The 15,381-nt window shown below is 57.0% G+C and carries 14 protein-coding genes, 1 pseudogene and 1 other annotated feature; of the genes and pseudogenes, 9 read left to right on the plus strand and 6 right to left on the minus strand.

Annotated elements, in window-relative coordinates; translation table 11 throughout:
• Positions 1-169 precede the first annotated feature (169 nt).
• Positions 170-244, plus strand: a sequence feature (ROSE (Repression Of Heat Shock gene Expression) occurs in the 5'-region of heat shock genes and acts as an RNA thermometer to modulate expression.).
• The 3 genes from ibpA (at position 238) to ACQG1Y_RS00085 (ending at position 3,066) form a co-directional block, all read left to right on the plus strand.
• A complete protein-coding gene (gene ibpA, locus ACQG1Y_RS00075) occupies positions 238-648 on the plus strand; it encodes a small heat shock chaperone IbpA (RefSeq protein WP_006177605.1) in 411 nt (136 codons plus the stop codon). Its footprint overlaps the feature before it by 7 nt.
• A gap of 136 nt (positions 649-784) precedes the next feature.
• Entirely contained in the window at positions 785-1,213 is a 429-nt protein-coding gene (ibpB, locus tag ACQG1Y_RS00080; protein WP_017383692.1) for a small heat shock chaperone IbpB, read from the plus strand.
• Positions 1,214-1,404: 191 nt separating this feature from the next.
• On the plus strand, positions 1,405-3,066 hold the full coding sequence (locus ACQG1Y_RS00085; RefSeq protein WP_032668919.1) for a putative transporter: 1,662 nt from the start codon (positions 1,405-1,407) through the stop codon (positions 3,064-3,066).
• Here the strand turns inward: ACQG1Y_RS00085 and ACQG1Y_RS00090 are convergent.
• A complete protein-coding gene (locus ACQG1Y_RS00090) occupies positions 3,034-3,780 on the minus strand; it encodes a GntR family transcriptional regulator (RefSeq protein ID WP_017383690.1) in 747 nt (248 codons plus the stop codon). The two genes, ACQG1Y_RS00085 and ACQG1Y_RS00090, sit on opposite strands and share 33 nt — an antisense overlap.
• A 222-nt stretch (positions 3,781-4,002) precedes the next feature.
• On the opposite strand from ACQG1Y_RS00090, the gene ACQG1Y_RS00095 reads away from it, so the two are divergent.
• The 4 genes from ACQG1Y_RS00095 (at position 4,003) to ACQG1Y_RS00110 (ending at position 7,721) form a co-directional block, all read left to right on the plus strand.
• Positions 4,003-5,625 carry an alpha-glucoside-specific PTS transporter subunit IIBC gene (locus ACQG1Y_RS00095; protein WP_015570124.1) on the plus strand — a complete coding sequence of 541 codons (1,623 nt, stop codon included), beginning with the start codon at positions 4,003-4,005 and terminating at the stop codon, positions 5,623-5,625.
• Positions 5,622-6,944, plus strand: coding sequence for a 6-phospho-alpha-glucosidase (locus tag ACQG1Y_RS00100; protein WP_015570123.1), 1,323 nt, complete (start codon positions 5,622-5,624; stop codon positions 6,942-6,944). The genes ACQG1Y_RS00095 and ACQG1Y_RS00100 overlap by 4 nt, the downstream gene beginning before the upstream one ends.
• A 92-nt stretch (positions 6,945-7,036) precedes the next feature.
• Positions 7,037-7,384, plus strand: coding sequence for a YidH family protein (locus ACQG1Y_RS00105; RefSeq protein ID WP_003861080.1), 348 nt, complete (start codon positions 7,037-7,039; stop codon positions 7,382-7,384).
• Complete coding sequence (locus ACQG1Y_RS00110; protein ID WP_058688757.1) at positions 7,374-7,721, plus strand: DUF202 domain-containing protein; 348 nt, start codon at positions 7,374-7,376, stop codon at positions 7,719-7,721. The genes ACQG1Y_RS00105 and ACQG1Y_RS00110 overlap by 11 nt, the downstream gene beginning before the upstream one ends.
• 82 nt (positions 7,722-7,803) lie before the next feature.
• On the opposite strand, the gene dsdA is transcribed toward ACQG1Y_RS00110, so the two are convergent.
• Together dsdA and dsdX are read right to left on the minus strand one after the other, a co-directional pair.
• Complete coding sequence (gene dsdA, locus ACQG1Y_RS00115) at positions 7,804-9,090, minus strand: D-serine ammonia-lyase (protein WP_058688756.1); 1,287 nt, start codon at positions 9,088-9,090, stop codon at positions 7,804-7,806.
• 17 nt (positions 9,091-9,107) lie between these two features.
• A complete protein-coding gene (gene dsdX, locus ACQG1Y_RS00120) occupies positions 9,108-10,445 on the minus strand; it encodes a D-serine transporter DsdX (RefSeq protein WP_058688755.1) in 1,338 nt (445 codons plus the stop codon).
• 204 nt (positions 10,446-10,649) lie between these two features.
• On the opposite strand from dsdX, the gene dsdC reads away from it, so the two are divergent.
• Together dsdC and ACQG1Y_RS00130 are read left to right on the plus strand one after the other, a co-directional pair.
• On the plus strand, positions 10,650-11,576 hold the full coding sequence (gene dsdC, locus ACQG1Y_RS00125; protein ID WP_023302824.1) for a DNA-binding transcriptional regulator DsdC: 927 nt from the start codon (positions 10,650-10,652) through the stop codon (positions 11,574-11,576).
• Between the two features lie 84 nt (positions 11,577-11,660).
• Positions 11,661-12,746 (plus strand): annotated as a pseudogene (locus tag ACQG1Y_RS00130) (cellulase family glycosylhydrolase); the annotation flags it as partial.
• Here ACQG1Y_RS00130 and emrD read toward each other — a convergent pair.
• The 3 genes from emrD to ACQG1Y_RS00145 all read right to left on the minus strand — a co-directional run bounded on the left by emrD (position 12,652) and on the right by ACQG1Y_RS00145 (position 15,354).
• Positions 12,652-13,836 carry a multidrug efflux MFS transporter EmrD gene (gene emrD, locus ACQG1Y_RS00135; protein ID WP_015570118.1) on the minus strand — a complete coding sequence of 395 codons (1,185 nt, stop codon included), beginning with the start codon at positions 13,834-13,836 and terminating at the stop codon, positions 12,652-12,654. The pseudogene ACQG1Y_RS00130 and the gene emrD sit on opposite strands and share 95 nt — an antisense overlap.
• A 175-nt stretch (positions 13,837-14,011) precedes the next feature.
• Positions 14,012-14,845 carry a DMT family transporter gene (locus tag ACQG1Y_RS00140; RefSeq protein ID WP_015570117.1) on the minus strand — a complete coding sequence of 278 codons (834 nt, stop codon included), beginning with the start codon at positions 14,843-14,845 and terminating at the stop codon, positions 14,012-14,014.
• Between the two features lie 62 nt (positions 14,846-14,907).
• The gene (locus ACQG1Y_RS00145) at positions 14,908-15,354 is read right to left on the minus strand and encodes a GNAT family N-acetyltransferase (RefSeq protein WP_003861064.1); all 447 of its coding nucleotides are present in this window, start codon (positions 15,352-15,354) and stop codon (positions 14,908-14,910) included.
• Positions 15,355-15,381 lie beyond the last annotated feature (27 nt).

The following is a 15,381-nucleotide window of genomic DNA, read 5'->3' on the forward strand; positions in this document are numbered from 1 at the left end:
AAACTCCCGCACTGTGGTCGTCATCGCAATTTAACCCTTTGTGCTGTGCCCCTGAGTCTATGCGACAACCAGCAAAGTGCAAAAAAATCTCACATCAACAGTCTTGAAAAGGCCGTATCCAGACCCATTTTAAGAATGTAACCCGATAACGGACACGCCTGATGGGTGTTCGGGGAAGCAGAAGCCTGTCCATGGTGGAAGGCTACATTTTCTCGCTGATTTCAGGAGCATTTATCCATGCGTAATTTCGATCTCTCTCCGCTATACCGTTCTGCCATTGGTTTCGATCGTCTGTTCAACCACTTAGAAAACAACCAGAGCCAGAGCAACGGCTATCCTCCTTACAACGTTGAACTGGTTGACGAAAACCACTATCGCATTGCGATTGCTGTTGCCGGTTTCGCAGAGAGCGAACTGGAGATCACCGCGCAGGACAATCTGCTGGTGGTGAAAGGCTCCCATACGGCCGAGCAGAAAGAACGAACCTACCTCTACCAGGGCATCGCAGAGCGCAACTTTGAGCGCAAGTTCCAGCTGGCTGAGAACATCCACGTCAAGGGCGCGAACCTGGTGAACGGCCTGCTGTTTATCGAACTGGAACGTGTGATTCCGGAAGAGAAAAAACCGCGTCGTATCGAAATCAACTAATTACGCGGGTCGCGTGAGCGGCCCACCCGAACTTGCTTGCCGTAACGGGAGCATATGCGAATCCGCAAGGGTTTGCAGGTACAACTGTGCACAAAATTAAACTGTGCCGAACTCGCTTCTCAGAAGGAGATTTAGTATGCGTAACTACGATTTATCCCCCCTGCTGCGTCAGTGGATAGGTTTTGACAAACTGGCTAACGCGCTGCAAAGCGCAACCGAACAGCAGACCTTTCCGCCGTACAACATCGAAAAAAGCGATGATAACCACTACCGCATCACGCTTGCGCTGGCCGGGTTCCGCCAGGAAGATCTCGACATCCAGCTTGAGGGTACGCGCCTGACCGTGAAAGGGTCACCGGAAAAACCAGACACCGAGACCAAATGGCTGCATCAGGGGCTTGTCACTCAGCCGTTTAGCCTGAGCTTTACCCTGGCAGACCATATGGACGTTTCTGGCGCGACGTTCACTAACGGGCTGCTGAACATTGACCTCACCCGTAACGTGCCGGAAGCCATTGCGCCTCAGCGCATCGCCATTAGCGAACGCCCGGCGTTGAACAGCTAATACACATTTTTGCCGCGAGGCAAACCTGCCGATCCTGTAGGTCGGGTAAGGCGCAGCCGCCACCCGACTCGCTCACAGATGCCATGAAGCCCTGCCCCGGCAGGGCTTTTTTGTGCGCCATCGCCCATACAACCGCCGTCAGCTCTGAGAGAATCCTTAGCATAACTATGGTTATACACAGGATGTGGATCATGAGTGATATCGCGTTAACCGTTAGCGTGTTGGCCCTTGTCGCGGTAGTGGGGCTATGGCTGGGGAATATCAAAATCCGCGGCGTCGGATTTGGCATCGGCGGAGTGCTGTTCGGCGGGATTTTTGTCGGCCATTTTGCCGACCAGCTTGGGTGGGTGCTCAGCGCCGATATGCTGCATTTCATCCAGGAGTTCGGCCTGATCCTCTTTGTGTATACCATCGGTATTCAGGTGGGGCCGGGCTTCTTCGCTTCCCTGCGCGTCTCCGGTTTACGCCTTAATCTCTTTGCCTTCGGCATCGTCGTGATGGGTGGGCTGGTTACCGCCATTCTGCATAAACTCTTCGCGATTCCGCTGCCCGTTGTGCTGGGCATCTTCTCCGGCGCCGTCACGAATACGCCCGCGCTCGGGGCGGGCCAGCAAATTCTGCGCGATCTGGGTATCCCTGCTGATGTCGTCGATCAGATGGGGATGAGCTACGCCATGGCCTATCCGTTTGGCATTTGCGGTATTTTGCTCTCGATGTGGCTGGTGCGCGTGCTGTTCCGCGTTAACGTCGAGCAGGAGGCAAAAGAGCATGAAAGCACGCTGACCAACGGCCATGCGCTCATTAAAACCATCAACATTCGCGTCGAAAACCCTAATCTGAACAATATGGCGATTCAGGATGTTCCCATTCTGAACAGCGCGACCATTATCTGTTCCCGCCTGAAACGTGATGACACGCTGATGGTGCCTTCACCGGATACCCTTATTCAGCACGGCGATCTCCTGCATCTGGTAGGGCAACCGGCGGATTTAAACAATGCCCGGCTGGTGATCGGTCAGGAGGTGGATACCTCACTCTCAACCCGTGGAACGGACATGCGCGTGGAGCGGGTGGTAGTGACCAATGAGAAAGTCCTGGGCAAGAAAATACGCGATTTGCAGGTTAAAGAGCGTTATGACGTGGTGATCTCCCGGCTTAACCGCGCCGGTGTCGAGCTGGTGGCCAGCCAGGATGCCAGTCTGCAATTCGGTGATATTCTCAACCTCGTCGGGCGTCCCTCATCCATTGATGCCGTAGCGGACATGGTGGGCAACGCCCAGCAAAAACTCCAGCAGGTGCAGATGCTGCCGGTCTTTATCGGCGTCGGGCTTGGCGTCATGCTTGGCTCCATCCCCCTGTACGTGCCCGGCTTCCCGGTAGCACTGAAGCTGGGTCTGGCAGGCGGGCCGCTCATTATGGCGCTGATCCTCGGGCGTATCGGCTCCATCGGTAAGCTCTACTGGTTTATGCCGCCGAGTGCTAACCTGGCGCTGCGGGAGTTAGGCATCGTGCTGTTTCTGGCAGTGGTGGGGCTGAAATCCGGCGGCGATTTTGTCGATACTCTGGTCAACGGCGAAGGGATGAGCTGGGTAGGATACGGCATATTTATTACCGCTATCCCACTGATAACGGTCGGATTACTGGCACGTATCTTCGCTAAAATGAACTATCTCACGCTGTGCGGCATGCTGGCCGGTTCCATGACCGATCCGCCCGCGCTGGCGTTCGCCAACAACCTGCACGCCACCAGCGGCGCGGCGGCGTTGTCCTACGCCACGGTTTATCCGCTGGTGATGTTTCTGCGCATCATCACCCCGCAGCTACTGGCGGTGCTGTTCTGGGGGATGGGCTAACAAGTCTTCCGGGTGGATGCGCCGCAAATGGTAGTCCACCTGGTAATCGCTGGTGTTCCGGAACATCACGGAATAATTGAGGAACTCGCCGCTGTCGCTGTAGGAAAGGGAGGTGATGCGCAGCAGCGGCGTCTGTTCCGGCACATTCATATAACCGGCCAGCTGTTTATCTGCCAGCACCGGCGTCAGGCTCTCGTAGTTGCCGCTGATGGTGATCCCGCATTCCTTCTCGATGTAATCAAACTTAGACCCTTCGAGATGCGCCAGGGAAAGATTGCGGAACAGCTTCACCGGCATAAAGCTGTCCTCCAGCATCAGCGGTTTTCCGTCCACGTAACGCACCCGCCTTGAAAAATAGATCCGCTCATCAACCTGAATCCGCAGCTGGCTGGCGATAGCGGGCGGCGCGGGCATCACTTCAAACTGCAACACCTTGCTCTGCACTTCTTTCCCCTGCTGGCGCAGCACCTCCACCAGCCCGGTCAGGTTAGTCGTTTCATGATGAACGTCTTTGCGCGCCACGAACGTCCCGCTGCCGTGTCGACGTTCAACCAGCCCCCAGCTTACCAGCAGATCCAGCGCCTTGCGGATGGTCATCCGGGCTACGCCAAACTCCTTTGCCAGCGCTTTTTCTCCGGGTAACGGACTACCAATGTTGTAGTCCGAGGAATTCAGCCGCAGCCGCAGCCGATCGGCAATTGATTTGTAGATCACCAGTAGACCTCTCTGCGCACATCATGGCGTGGATTACGTCTTAACTTGTCTATGTTTAGTTTAAAAAGTAGACCTGATTGGTCAAATTAAAACCATGAATGCGATCACGAATCGCAGCGGCATACCATGTTGCCGCATCAGTAAGTTCTTATGCTCACCTCAGGCCAGTAAAAAACCATAAAGGCCTCTATCCCCTACAGGTTGTTTCATGAGGATTTAAAAATGCTCAGTCAAATACAACGTTTTGGCGGCGCCATGTTCACCCCGGTTTTGCTGTTTCCCTTTGCCGGGATCGTGGTTGGGATCGCCATCATGCTTCGCAATCCGCTGTTTGTCGGTGAGGCCTTAACCGCGCCGGATAATCTGTTCGCGCAAATTGTTCACATCATCGAAGAGGGCGGCTGGGCGGTGTTCCGAAATATGCCGCTGATTTTTGCTGTCGGCTTACCGATTGGCCTGGCAAAGCAGGCGCAGGGCCGCGCCTGTCTGGCGGTGCTGATTAGCTTCCTGACCTGGAACTACTTTATCAATGCGATGGGGATGACCTGGGGTCACTTCTTTGGCGTCGACTTCTCTGCTGAACCCACTGCCGGCAGCGGGCTGGCGATGATTGCCGGAATCAAAACGCTTGATACCAGCATCATCGGGGCGATTATCATTTCCGGGCTCGTCACCGCCATCCACAATCGATTTTTCGACAAGCCGTTGCCGGTCTTTCTGGGGATTTTCCAGGGCACCTCGTTTGTCGTTATCCTCGCGTTCTTCGTCATGATCCCCTGCGCCTGGCTGACGCTGCTGGGATGGCCGAAAGTGCAGATGGGCATTGAGTCGTTGCAGGCCTTTCTACGTACCGCTGGCGCGCTGGGCGTATGGGTTTATACCTTCCTGGAACGCATTCTGATCCCAACCGGATTGCACCACTTTGTCTACGGCCCGTTTATCTTCGGCCCGGCTGCGGTAGAAGGCGGCATTCAGGTCTACTGGGCACAGCACCTTCAGGAATTCAGCCAGAGCACTGTGCCGCTGAAAACGCTGTTTCCGGAGGGCGGATTCGCGCTGCACGGCAACTCTAAGGTGTTTGGCTCAGTCGGTATTGCGCTGGCTATCTGGTATACCGCGTCGCCGGAGAACCGCGTCAAAGTGGCAGGTCTGCTGATCCCGGCCACGCTTACCGCCGTGCTGGTGGGCATTACCGAACCGCTGGAGTTCACCTTCCTGTTTATCTCGCCGTTGCTGTTTGCCATCCACGCCGTGCTGGCCGCAACGATGGCGACGGTGATGTATACCTTCGGGGTGGTGGGGAACATGGGGGGCGGTCTGCTGGACCAGTTCCTGCCGCAAAACTGGATCCCGATGTTCCATAACCACGCCTCGACGGTATTCACCCAGATTGGCATCGGCCTCTGCTTCACCGCTCTCTATTTCGTGGTTTTCAGGACGCTTATCGAACGTCTGAATCTCAAAACGCCGGGCCGGGAAGAGAGCGAAATCAAACTCTACAACAAAGCCGACTATAAGGCCGCGCGCGGGCAAACCACCGCCCCGGCGGCAGCAAGCCAGCAGGTCGGGCAGGCTGCTGGGTTCTTACAGGCGCTCGGCGGCGCAGCAAACATCGAAAGTATCAATAACTGCGCCACCCGCTTGCGTATCGCCCTGGTGGATATGACGAAAACCCAAAGCGACGACGTCTTCAAAGCCCTGGGCGCACACGGTGTGGTGCGGCGCGGCAACGGCATACAGGTGATTGTCGGTCTGCACGTTCCTCAGGTGCGCGACCAGCTGGAATCGCTGATGAAAACCCCTTTAACAAACGAACAAACCACTCTGACAGAGGCTATATCATGAAAAAATTCTCAGTTGTTATTGCAGGCGGCGGCAGTACATTCACGCCTGGTATCGTCCTGATGCTGTTAGCCAACCGTGACCGTTTCCCGCTGCGTGCGCTGAAGTTCTATGACAATGACGGAGCACGTCAGGAGATCATCGCCGAGGCGTGCAAAATCATCCTTAAGGAGCAGGCGCCGGAGATTGAATTTAGTTACACCACCGATCCTGAAGCGGCCTTTACCGATGTGGATTTCGTGATGGCGCATATTCGCGTGGGCAAATACCCCATGCGTGAAAAAGATGAAAAAATCCCGCTGCGCCACGGCGTGCTGGGCCAGGAAACGTGCGGGCCGGGCGGCATCTCCTACGGCATGCGCTCCATCGGCGGCGTGCTGGAGTTGGTGGATTACATGGAGCAGTACTCCCCGAACGCGTGGATGCTGAACTACTCCAACCCGGCGGCGATTGTCGCGGAAGCCACGCGCCGCCTGCGTCCGAACGCGAAAATTCTCAACATCTGCGACATGCCGATCGGCATTGAAGGACGTATGGCGCAAATCGTCGGTCTGAAAGACCGCAAAGAGATGCGCGTGCGCTACTACGGTCTGAACCACTTCGGCTGGTGGACGTCGATTGAAGATCTGAACGGCAACGATCTGATGCCGAAACTGCGCGAATACGTGGCGAAAAACGGTTATGTTCCGCCTTCGGAAGATGCGCATACTGAAGCGAGCTGGAATGATACTTTCGCCAAGGCTAAAGACGTACAGGCGCTGGATCCGGACACCATGCCGAACACCTACCTGAAGTATTACCTGTTCCCGGACTATGTGGTCGCCCATTCCAACCCTGAGCGTACCCGCGCCAATGAAGTGATGGATCACCGTGAGAAGCATGTATTCAGTTCATGCCGGGCGATTATCGAAGCCGGTCATTCTTCTGCCGGTGAACTGGAAATCGACGAACATGCGTCGTACATCGTCGATCTGGCGACCGCGATCGCCTTTAATACCCAGGAACGCATGCTGCTGATTGTGCCTAACAATGGGGCTATCCATAATTTTGACGCCGACGCGATGGTAGAAATCCCTTGTCTGGTCGGCCACAACGGACCGGAGCCGCTGACCGTGGGTGATATTCCGCACTTTCAGAAAGGGCTCATGAGCCAGCAGGTGGCGGTGGAAAAACTGGTGGTGGACGCCTGGGAGCAGCGCTCGTATCAGAAACTATGGCAGGCGATTACCCTGTCGAAAACCGTACCGAGCGCGTCGGTGGCGAAGGCGATTCTGGACGATCTGATTGAAGCCAACAAAGAGTACTGGCCGGAACTGCATTAATTTTCCTGACCGGCATCGCCAGGTGCCGGTCTCCTTGTCCTGGCTGAATTACGCTATGCTGAAGCCTGCATGCAGCACGACAAGGAACCTTCATGAACATTTCCCGCCTCGGTGAAGCACCGGACTACCGCTTCTCACTGGCTAACGAACGCACGTTCTTAGCGTGGATCCGCACCGCCCTGGGCTTTCTGGCCGCAGGTGTCGGTCTTGATCAGCTCGCCCCCGATTTTGCCACCCCGTTGATTCGCGAAGTGCTGGCCCTGCTGCTGTGCCTGATTGCCGGTGTGCTGGCGATTTATGGCTATCTGCGCTGGCTTAGAAATGAAAAGGCGATGCGTCTGAAGCAGGATCTCCCCTACACGCGCGGCTTGCTCATCATTAGTACGATTTTGCTGATGGTTGCGGGCGTAGTGATGTTACTGGTGTTGTATGCCGGATAGCCGCAAAGCACGGCGGGAAGCGGACCCCGGGCTTCAGCCGGAGCGAACCTCGCTGGCCTGGCTGCGCACGCTGCTGGGGTATGGCGCGCTGATCGCTCTTGCCATTAAGCACAACTGGCACCGCACGGGGGCGCCATTCTGGATCTCCATTGTTGTGCTGGCGCTGGTAGCCGTCATTTTATGGCGCCACACCCGCAGCCGTAACCTGATGGACGTGGCGCAGAACGACTTTGCGCAGCCGAAAGCGGTGCGGGATAAGTTCCTGATTGCGTTGGCTGTGCTATCTCTGTCTTTACTCTTTGCAGTTATTCACATTCAGCAAATTATGAGCTTATAAGCCCGGTGGCGGCTGCGCCTTACCGGGCCTACAACTGCCGCGAACTGTAGGCCGGGTAAGGCGTAGCCGCCACCCGGCATAATTACTTCCCTTTAGCTAAATACTTCGCCATCTCATCCTCCGGCACCATGCCGCCGCCGGTCGCCCACACCAGGTGGGTAACGTTCTCATCGGCATCGACGCGCAGCGGCCCGGCCATCCCCGCCAGCGCCGACGGCTCCAGGCGAATCCCTTCCTCCTGCGCCAGCCAGCCGAGCATGTCGTACATGCTTTGATCGGAGAGGGTATAGAATCCGTCGAGCAGGCGCTCCATCGCGCGGCCCACGAAGCCGGAGGCACGTCCTACCGCCAGACCGTCCGCCGCCGTCACGTTATCAATGCCCAGATCCTGCACCGCAATCTCTTCGTGCAGCCCGGTGTAAACGCCCAGCAGCATGCACGGGGAGTGCGTTGGCTCCGCGAAGAAGCAGTGGACGTTATCGCCAAAGGCCAGCTTCAGGCCAAATGCCACGCCGCCGGGGCCACCACCGACGCCGCACGGCAGGTAGACGTACAGGGGATGATCGGCATCCACCACGCGGCCCTGCTCGGCAAACTGCGCCTTCAGGCGCTCGCCAGCAACCGCATAGCCCAGGAACAGCGTACGGGAGTTTTCATCGTCAATGAAGAAACAGTTCGGATCGCTTTCCGCCGCTTTGCGTCCCTGCTCCACCGCCACGCCGTAATCCTGCTCATATTCCACGACGATCACGCCGTGGCTGCGCAGTTTGGCTTTCTTCCACTCGCGGGCGTCGGCGGACATATGCACCGTCACCTTAAAGCCAATGCGGGCGCTCATAATGCCGATGGACATCCCCAGGTTGCCGGTTGAGCCCACCGCGATGCTGTACTGGCTGAAGAAATCCTTAAAGCGCGGCTCCAGCAGGATGCTGTAGTCGTCTTCGACGCTCAGCAGTCCGGCGTCCAGCGCCAGTTTCTCCGCGTGGGTCAGCACCTCATAGATGCCGCCGCGCGCTTTGATCGAGCCGGAGATCGGCAGATGGCTGTCTTTTTTTAGCAGCAGCGTGCCTGGAATGGCCTTACCGGACTCTTTCTCCAGCCGCGCCTGCATCGCCGGGATCGCGACCAGGTCGGATTCGATAATCCCGCCCGTTGCCGCCGTTTCCGGGAACGCTTTCGCCAGATACGGCGCGAAGCGTTTCAGGCGCGCGTGCGCGTCGTCCACGTCGGCTTTGGTCAGCCCGACATACAGCAATCCTTCCGCCAGCGTCGTGGTGCGCGGGTTAAGCCAGGTGGTTTCTTTCAGGGCAATCAGATCCTCAACCAGAGGAAACTGTGCGGTTAAAGTAGTGATAGTTGCGTTTTCCATAGTACGTCTCTTCGCGCTCAGATAATGAAGGAAAGCAGGAATGTGCCGCCAAGTGCAAGCACCGAGGCGATAAACGTCGCCGTCGTATAGTATTTGAAGGTCTCGTTCAGGGTCGCGCCGCAATACTGCTTCACCAGCCAGAAGAGAGAATCGGTCACGATCGTGCAGCCAATAGCGCCGGACCCGATGGCAATGGTGATGATCTCCGGGCTTACGTTCGGGTAGAGCGGCAGCATCGGCGCCACTATCGCCGTGGCACCCATCATCGCTACCGTTGCCGAACCCACGGCGGCGTGCAGCACCAGTGCCACCAGCCAGGCGAGAAGGATAGGGTGCATATGCAGGTTCGAGAGAATATGCGCCAGCGTCTCCGCCAGACCGCTGGTTTTAAGGATGGCGTTGAACGCGCCGCCCGCGCCGATAATCAGCAAAATGTTGGCGATAGAGCCAAAGCCGTGCTCCGTATGGGTCAGCATTGCGCCCATGCCCATGTGCTGGCGGATCCCCAGCAGGTAGTAGGCGACAAACACGGCGATAAACATCGCGGTGATAGGGTTGCCGATAAACTCCAGCAGGGTATAAAGCGTGCCTTCTTTTGCCATGTTCAGCTCGGCAATGGTTTTCACCAGCATCAGGGCAATCGGCAGCAGCACGGTGAACAGCGTGGCGCCCAGCGACGGCAGCGTGTGTTCTTCCCGCACCTTCAGGTCTGAAAATTCCGCCGGAACCGGCTTATAGGGCAGACGATCGCCGAGCAGCTTCAGGAACAGCGGGCCGCCAACCAGAGACGCCATCAGGCCCACCATCAGACCGTAGACAATCACTGTCCCGACGTCCGCCCCTAATTTATTGGTGACAAACAGCGCGGCCGGATGCGGAGGCACCACGCAGTGCACTGCCATTAGTGCGGTACAGAGCGGAATGGCCAGCTTGAGCAGCGACGTGTTGGTCTTTTTGGCGATGGAAAACGCCAGCGGGATCAGCAGTACCACGCCCACTTCCACAAACAGCGTAATGCCGCAGATCAGGCCGACCAGGACCATAATCACGTCCGCCGACAACCAGCGGCAGCGCTGCAACGTAATCCCGATGCGCTCTGCCGCGCCGGAGACTTCCATCATTTTGCCGAGAATAGTGCCAAGACCGATAACCGCCGCCAGGAAGCCCAGCGTACCGCCAATCCCGCTCTCAATGGCGTTCACCATATCCAGCGGGCTCATCCCCATCATCGCGCCGACGAAAAAGCTTGCCAGCAGCAGCGCGAGGAACGGGTGAAACTTCAGATTTACGATGGTTAAAACAATCAATACGATGCTGACAAGCAGCGTTGCCACAACCCAGACCTGAGATCCCATATCTCACCTCACCCTTATGTCATCTGGGGGTATTGGACGAAAAAACGGCGTGGGCTGACAAACGATATAAATTGGCGTTCAGATGAGCCAGATTGGATCAACTGAGTGACTGTGTTCTAAAAAGCGCACTTAACTCGTATTAGGTTCACATAAATTCATTCTTGAGCGGTATGCTGAACGCAGAAATTACGTGTGGGAATTGTGATGACCGATGCGAATGAAGGCAGAAACCGGCTGTTAAACGGCTGGCAACTGTCGAAAATGTACACCTTTGAAGTGGCCGCCCGGCATGAGTCCTTCGCGCTGGCGGCGGCGGAGCTGTCGCTCAGCCCCAGCGCGGTGAGCCACCGCATAAATCTGCTGGAAGAGGAGCTGGGCATTCAGCTGTTTGTCCGCTCACACCGTAAAGTGGAGCTGACGCAGGAAGGCAAGCGCGTTTACTGGACGCTGAAATCGTCCCTCGACACCCTGAATCAGGAGATCCTGGATATTAAAAACCAGGCGCTGTCAGGTACGCTAACGGTGTACTCCCGGCCGTCGATCGCCCAGTGCTGGCTGGTGCCGATGCTGGGGGATTTTACCCGCCGCTACCCGTCGATTTCACTTACTATTCTGACTGGTAATGATTACGTCAACATGCAGCGAACCGGCATCGATCTGGCGCTCTATTTCGACGATACGCCGCCAAACCACCTTTCTCATCACTTTTTGATGGATGAAGAGATTTTGCCCGTCTGCTCGCCGGCGTATGCCCGGGAGCATGAACTGCTGAAAAACCCCCATAACCTCAGCCACTGCACGCTGCTGCACGACCGTCAGGCCTGGAGCAATGATTCCGGTACGGATGAGTGGCTGAGCTGGGCGCAGCATTACGCGGCGAATATGCCGTTATCATCGGGTATTGGCTTCGATCGCTCTGATTTAGCCATTATCGCGGCCATGAATAATGTGGGGGTGGCGATGGGGAGAAAGCGGCTGGTGCAAAAACGTCTCGAACGGGGGGAGTTGATCGCACCCTTTGATGGGAAAACTCTCAAGTGCCATCAGCATTATTACGTCTCAACGCTTCCCGGCCGTCAGTGGCCGAAAATTGACGCCTTTATCGGCTGGCTAAGAGAGCTGGCGGGTTGAAGAATTATTACGCTTTCGCTCTACACCAAATGTGAAAAAGCGTGCTAAATACAGGTAATGCTTTTGATTTATCCAGGGTAAACCGTGTTAAAGCCTTTTATTGCCACTGCGATCTTACTCTCTTCCGGCTGGGCGATTGCCGCTGAGCCGCCGCTGACGGCTGCCCGTTACGCGCAGATGCTGGGCGTCGGAATGGATGTCGACTGGGCACGCACCGAGCGCGGTATCCGCGAGTTCGACCCGCTGGTGGTCCGTGATTTTCAGGCGAAAGGCATACACCATGTCCGTATTCGGGTGGCGGGCGAACCGACGGAAGCGCGGCTGATTCACCTGCGTAAGCTGGTGGAGGCCTGCGAGCAATACGGCGTCATCCCCATCATCGCTTATCAGGCCGATGAATATAAAAACGACCCGAAAGCGGATACCGAAAAAGAGGTGATTAACTGGTGGATTGCCGTGGCGCACTATTTTGGTCAGCGCTCGCCGTTGCTGGGCTTTGACCTGATCTACGAACCGGCGGACAAGCTCAACCACAACGTTGCTTCGCTCAACCGGGTGTATGAGAAAGCGATCAAAGACATTCACGCCATTGATGCCAGCCGCATGATTTTTATCGCCCCTCGTCTGCGCGCCGCGCCGGAGGATTTATCCAGCCTGAAGCTGCCCGCGCACAGCCAGAATTACCTGCTGGCGGAGTGGCATATTTTCCCCTGGGGCCCGCTGAAAACGAACGGTAAATACCCGTGGACGTCCGGAACTGCGGCTGAGAAAGCGGCTATCCGTAACCGAATCAACGCCGCGCTGCACTGGCAACAAAAAACCGGGCATGTGAGCTGGGTTGGCGGCTGGGGGGTGGGCGAATCGAAAAGCCTGACGCCAACCGCCTCGCAGATGGCGTTTGCCACGTTTATGGCGTGCGAGCTGCAACAGGCCAACATCCCGTATGCAATAAACGCCGATGTTCAGTTTTATGACGGGGAAGAGGGGGCGTGGCGGCCTGCCCCAGAGCGGCTATTGCAGGCGATGATTGCGCCCGTCTGTGAAAAGCCCGGCGAGAAGCCGGGCCATCATGCGGTTAAACCGGCTGTTCGTGATGCGAGACACGCGACGCCAGCGGCAGCCAGCACAGCAAAATCAGCAGCCCCATCAGGGTCATCAGCAAGCCTAAACTCGCCTGCCCGGTCTGCGGCATCATAGCCGAAAGCCAGGCCAGCGCGCCGGAACCGATGTTCTGCAAACCGCCCACCAGCGCGCCTGCCGTGCCTGCGAGGAACGGGAACGGCTCCATCGCGCCGCTGGTGGCGAGGGGAAACAGCATGCCCGCGCCGAAGAAGAACAGCGCCGCCGGGATGAGCAACGTCCAGACCGACATCACGTCAAACAGCCCCGGGATCCACATCATCAGCCCGGCCAGCAGACAGCTGATCACCGACTGCCACATCAGCGTGGAGAAACGCTTGTTCGGACGTCCGGCGAACCATGCGCCGAAGAACGCCGCCGGGATCGGCAGAATAAACAGAATACTCACCACCATGCTGCTCAGGCCAAGGCCTGCGCCCAGCAGCACGCCGGAACACGCTTCAAACACCGCAATGCCCGCCAGGCCGCCGATTAGCATCAACAGATAACAGGTAAAGGACCCATTACCGAACAGCGTTTTGTAGCTGGCGATGAGCTTCGTGCGCGGCGCGTCTTTTGGGCGGGTTTCCGGCATCCAGCGCGCCATGCTGAAGGTGACAATAATGCACAGCACCAGCAGGAAGGCGTAACAGGCGCGCCAGGACCAGACGGTGTCCAGCAGACCCCCAATCAGCGGGGCCAGCAGCGGGCTGACCAGAATACCCATATTTAACAGACTGTTGGCGTGACGAAGCTGTGTGCCCTGGTACATATCACGCGGCAGGGTACGCGCCATAACCCCGCCAACGCCGGTGCCCACGCCCTGAAGGGCGCTGGCGGCAATCAGGACGGTCAGGCTGTGAGTGGTAATGGCAATCACCGTCGCTACCATGAAAATGCTCATGCCCACCAGAATAACCGGACGACGCCCGACGCGATCGGACAGGGGACCATAAACCAGCTGTGAAACGCCATAGGTCAGCAGATAGGCTGCCATCACGCTCTGGACTGCACCTTCGCGGACGCTCAGATCTTTTGCCATATCGGCAATCGCCGGAATGTAGATGGTTTGTGCCATCTGCCCGACGGCCACCAGTAACACCAGCATCAACAATAAGTTCACGTTCCGTTGCTTTTTCATGTCGCTGAATACTTTTGCCAAAAGAGATAAATAAAGAATAAGTGACTACGCATTCCCATAAATGCGCGAGGAATCTACCACAGAGAGATGACAATTTAAGCATTACTGTGATGAATGACAGAAGGCGTGAAGGCAGGATTTGTAAACAAGATCGGCAACTAATGTTGCCAGCGAATTACGCCAGGCGCAGCAGGACCGCACCGGCAGCAATACCCAGTGCCGCCGCGATGCGCAGGCCGGCAACCTTCTCTTTTAAAAGCACAAATGCGATTAATGCGCCGAAGAGAATAGAGGTTTCACGCAGTGCCGCGACCACAGCCAGCGGTGCCTGGGTCATCGCCCAGAGTGCCAGACCGTAAGATCCCATCGTCCCGACGCCGCCGAGCAGCCCTTTTTTCCAGTGCAGGCGCAGGTAGCTGGACGCTTCGCGACGCCGTGCCACCATTGCCCAGCTCAGCAGGCAGAAACCGTTCATAAAGAAGGTCCAGAGCGTATAGCCCAGCGCAGTGTCCGAGAGTCGCACACCGGTGCCGTCCACCAGGGTATACCCGGCGATAAAACAGGCGTTCAGCAGCGCCAGCCAGATCCCCTTGCGTGACTGCATGCGGCCGTTCATCGCCATGGCCAGAATCGACAGACAAATGACCCCAATGCCGGACCAGGCAAGCCAGGAGAGATGATCCCCGAGCACCAATACGCTGATCAGCGCCACCAGCAGGGGGGCCGTCCCGCGCATAAGGGGGTAGGTCTGGCTCATGTCGGAGACCTGATAGGTCTTCGCTACCAGCACGGTGTACACCACCTGTAACGCACAGGAGACGAACAAATATGGCCAGCTTGCGGCAGTTGGCTGAGGAGAGAAGGGCAGTAAAATCAGGGCAATAAGCGCGGCTGAACCGCTGACTCCGATCGCCGAGTAGAGTTTATCCGTTCCGGCTTTAACGATGGCGTTCCAGCTGGCATGCAGCAGTGCGGCGAACAGTAAAATGCAGAAAACGGTGATGGTCATGGCGTATCGGTTGGTGAAATGTCATCCAACTGTAACATTCACCCGTCGATGCTGCCAGCCGCTTACACTGCGCAAAAAAGGCGGTGCGTCACCCGGGGTTCGTCTGACACCAGCCTGAAGCCCGCCCGATGGTAAAATCCGTACGCGGTTTCCGGCGCATGGGTATTAAGAAAATCAAACCAGATGCTGGCATCCGCCATCACCACGGTCAAAAGCTGTTTGCCTATGCCCTGCCCACGGCACTTTTCGCTGACGTAGAGATGACGAATACGTCCGGCGCGCGGCTGCTGGCTGAACGGATCGCGATTAAGGCCGCACACGCCCACCAGCCTGCCGTTAAGAAACGCCCCCAGCAGTTTTTCACCCGGCGCGTTAAAGCGGTTTTCACCCCGCTGCCAGTTCTCTTCCAGCCTGCGCAGCATATTGAAATTCAACGCGATACTCTCCGCCTTCAGGGCGATATACCCGGGTTCATCGGGCGTGACGGGCTCAATTAACAGACGCGACATAGCATTCCCTCGTTATTAAAGAGGGGC

Source organism: Enterobacter cloacae complex sp. 397G4, from assembly GCF_050031515.1.
GTDB classification, from domain to species: domain Bacteria; phylum Pseudomonadota; class Gammaproteobacteria; order Enterobacterales; family Enterobacteriaceae; genus Enterobacter; species Enterobacter hormaechei_C.

Excerpts from the sequence above, each read along its gene's own strand:
- ibpA (WP_006177605.1), top strand. The coding sequence starts at position 238 with ATGCGTAATTTCGATCTCTCTCCGCTATACCGTTCTGCCATTGGTTTC.
- ibpB (WP_017383692.1), top strand. The coding sequence starts at position 785 with ATGCGTAACTACGATTTATCCCCCCTGCTGCGTCAGTGGATAGGTTTT.
- ACQG1Y_RS00085 (WP_032668919.1), top strand. The coding sequence starts at position 1,405 with ATGAGTGATATCGCGTTAACCGTTAGCGTGTTGGCCCTTGTCGCGGTA.
- ACQG1Y_RS00095 (WP_015570124.1), top strand. The coding sequence starts at position 4,003 with ATGCTCAGTCAAATACAACGTTTTGGCGGCGCCATGTTCACCCCGGTT.
- ACQG1Y_RS00100 (WP_015570123.1), top strand. The coding sequence starts at position 5,622 with ATGAAAAAATTCTCAGTTGTTATTGCAGGCGGCGGCAGTACATTCACG.
- ACQG1Y_RS00105 (WP_003861080.1), top strand. The coding sequence starts at position 7,037 with ATGAACATTTCCCGCCTCGGTGAAGCACCGGACTACCGCTTCTCACTG.
- ACQG1Y_RS00110 (WP_058688757.1), top strand. The coding sequence starts at position 7,374 with ATGCCGGATAGCCGCAAAGCACGGCGGGAAGCGGACCCCGGGCTTCAG.
- dsdA (WP_058688756.1), bottom strand. The coding sequence starts at position 9,090 with ATGGAAAACGCAACTATCACTACTTTAACCGCACAGTTTCCTCTGGTT.
- dsdX (WP_058688755.1), bottom strand. The coding sequence starts at position 10,445 with ATGGGATCTCAGGTCTGGGTTGTGGCAACGCTGCTTGTCAGCATCGTA.
- dsdC (WP_023302824.1), top strand. The coding sequence starts at position 10,650 with ATGACCGATGCGAATGAAGGCAGAAACCGGCTGTTAAACGGCTGGCAA.
- emrD (WP_015570118.1), bottom strand. The coding sequence starts at position 13,836 with ATGAAAAAGCAACGGAACGTGAACTTATTGTTGATGCTGGTGTTACTG.
- ACQG1Y_RS00140 (WP_015570117.1), bottom strand. The coding sequence starts at position 14,845 with ATGACCATCACCGTTTTCTGCATTTTACTGTTCGCCGCACTGCTGCAT.
- ACQG1Y_RS00145 (WP_003861064.1), bottom strand. The coding sequence starts at position 15,354 with ATGTCGCGTCTGTTAATTGAGCCCGTCACGCCCGATGAACCCGGGTAT.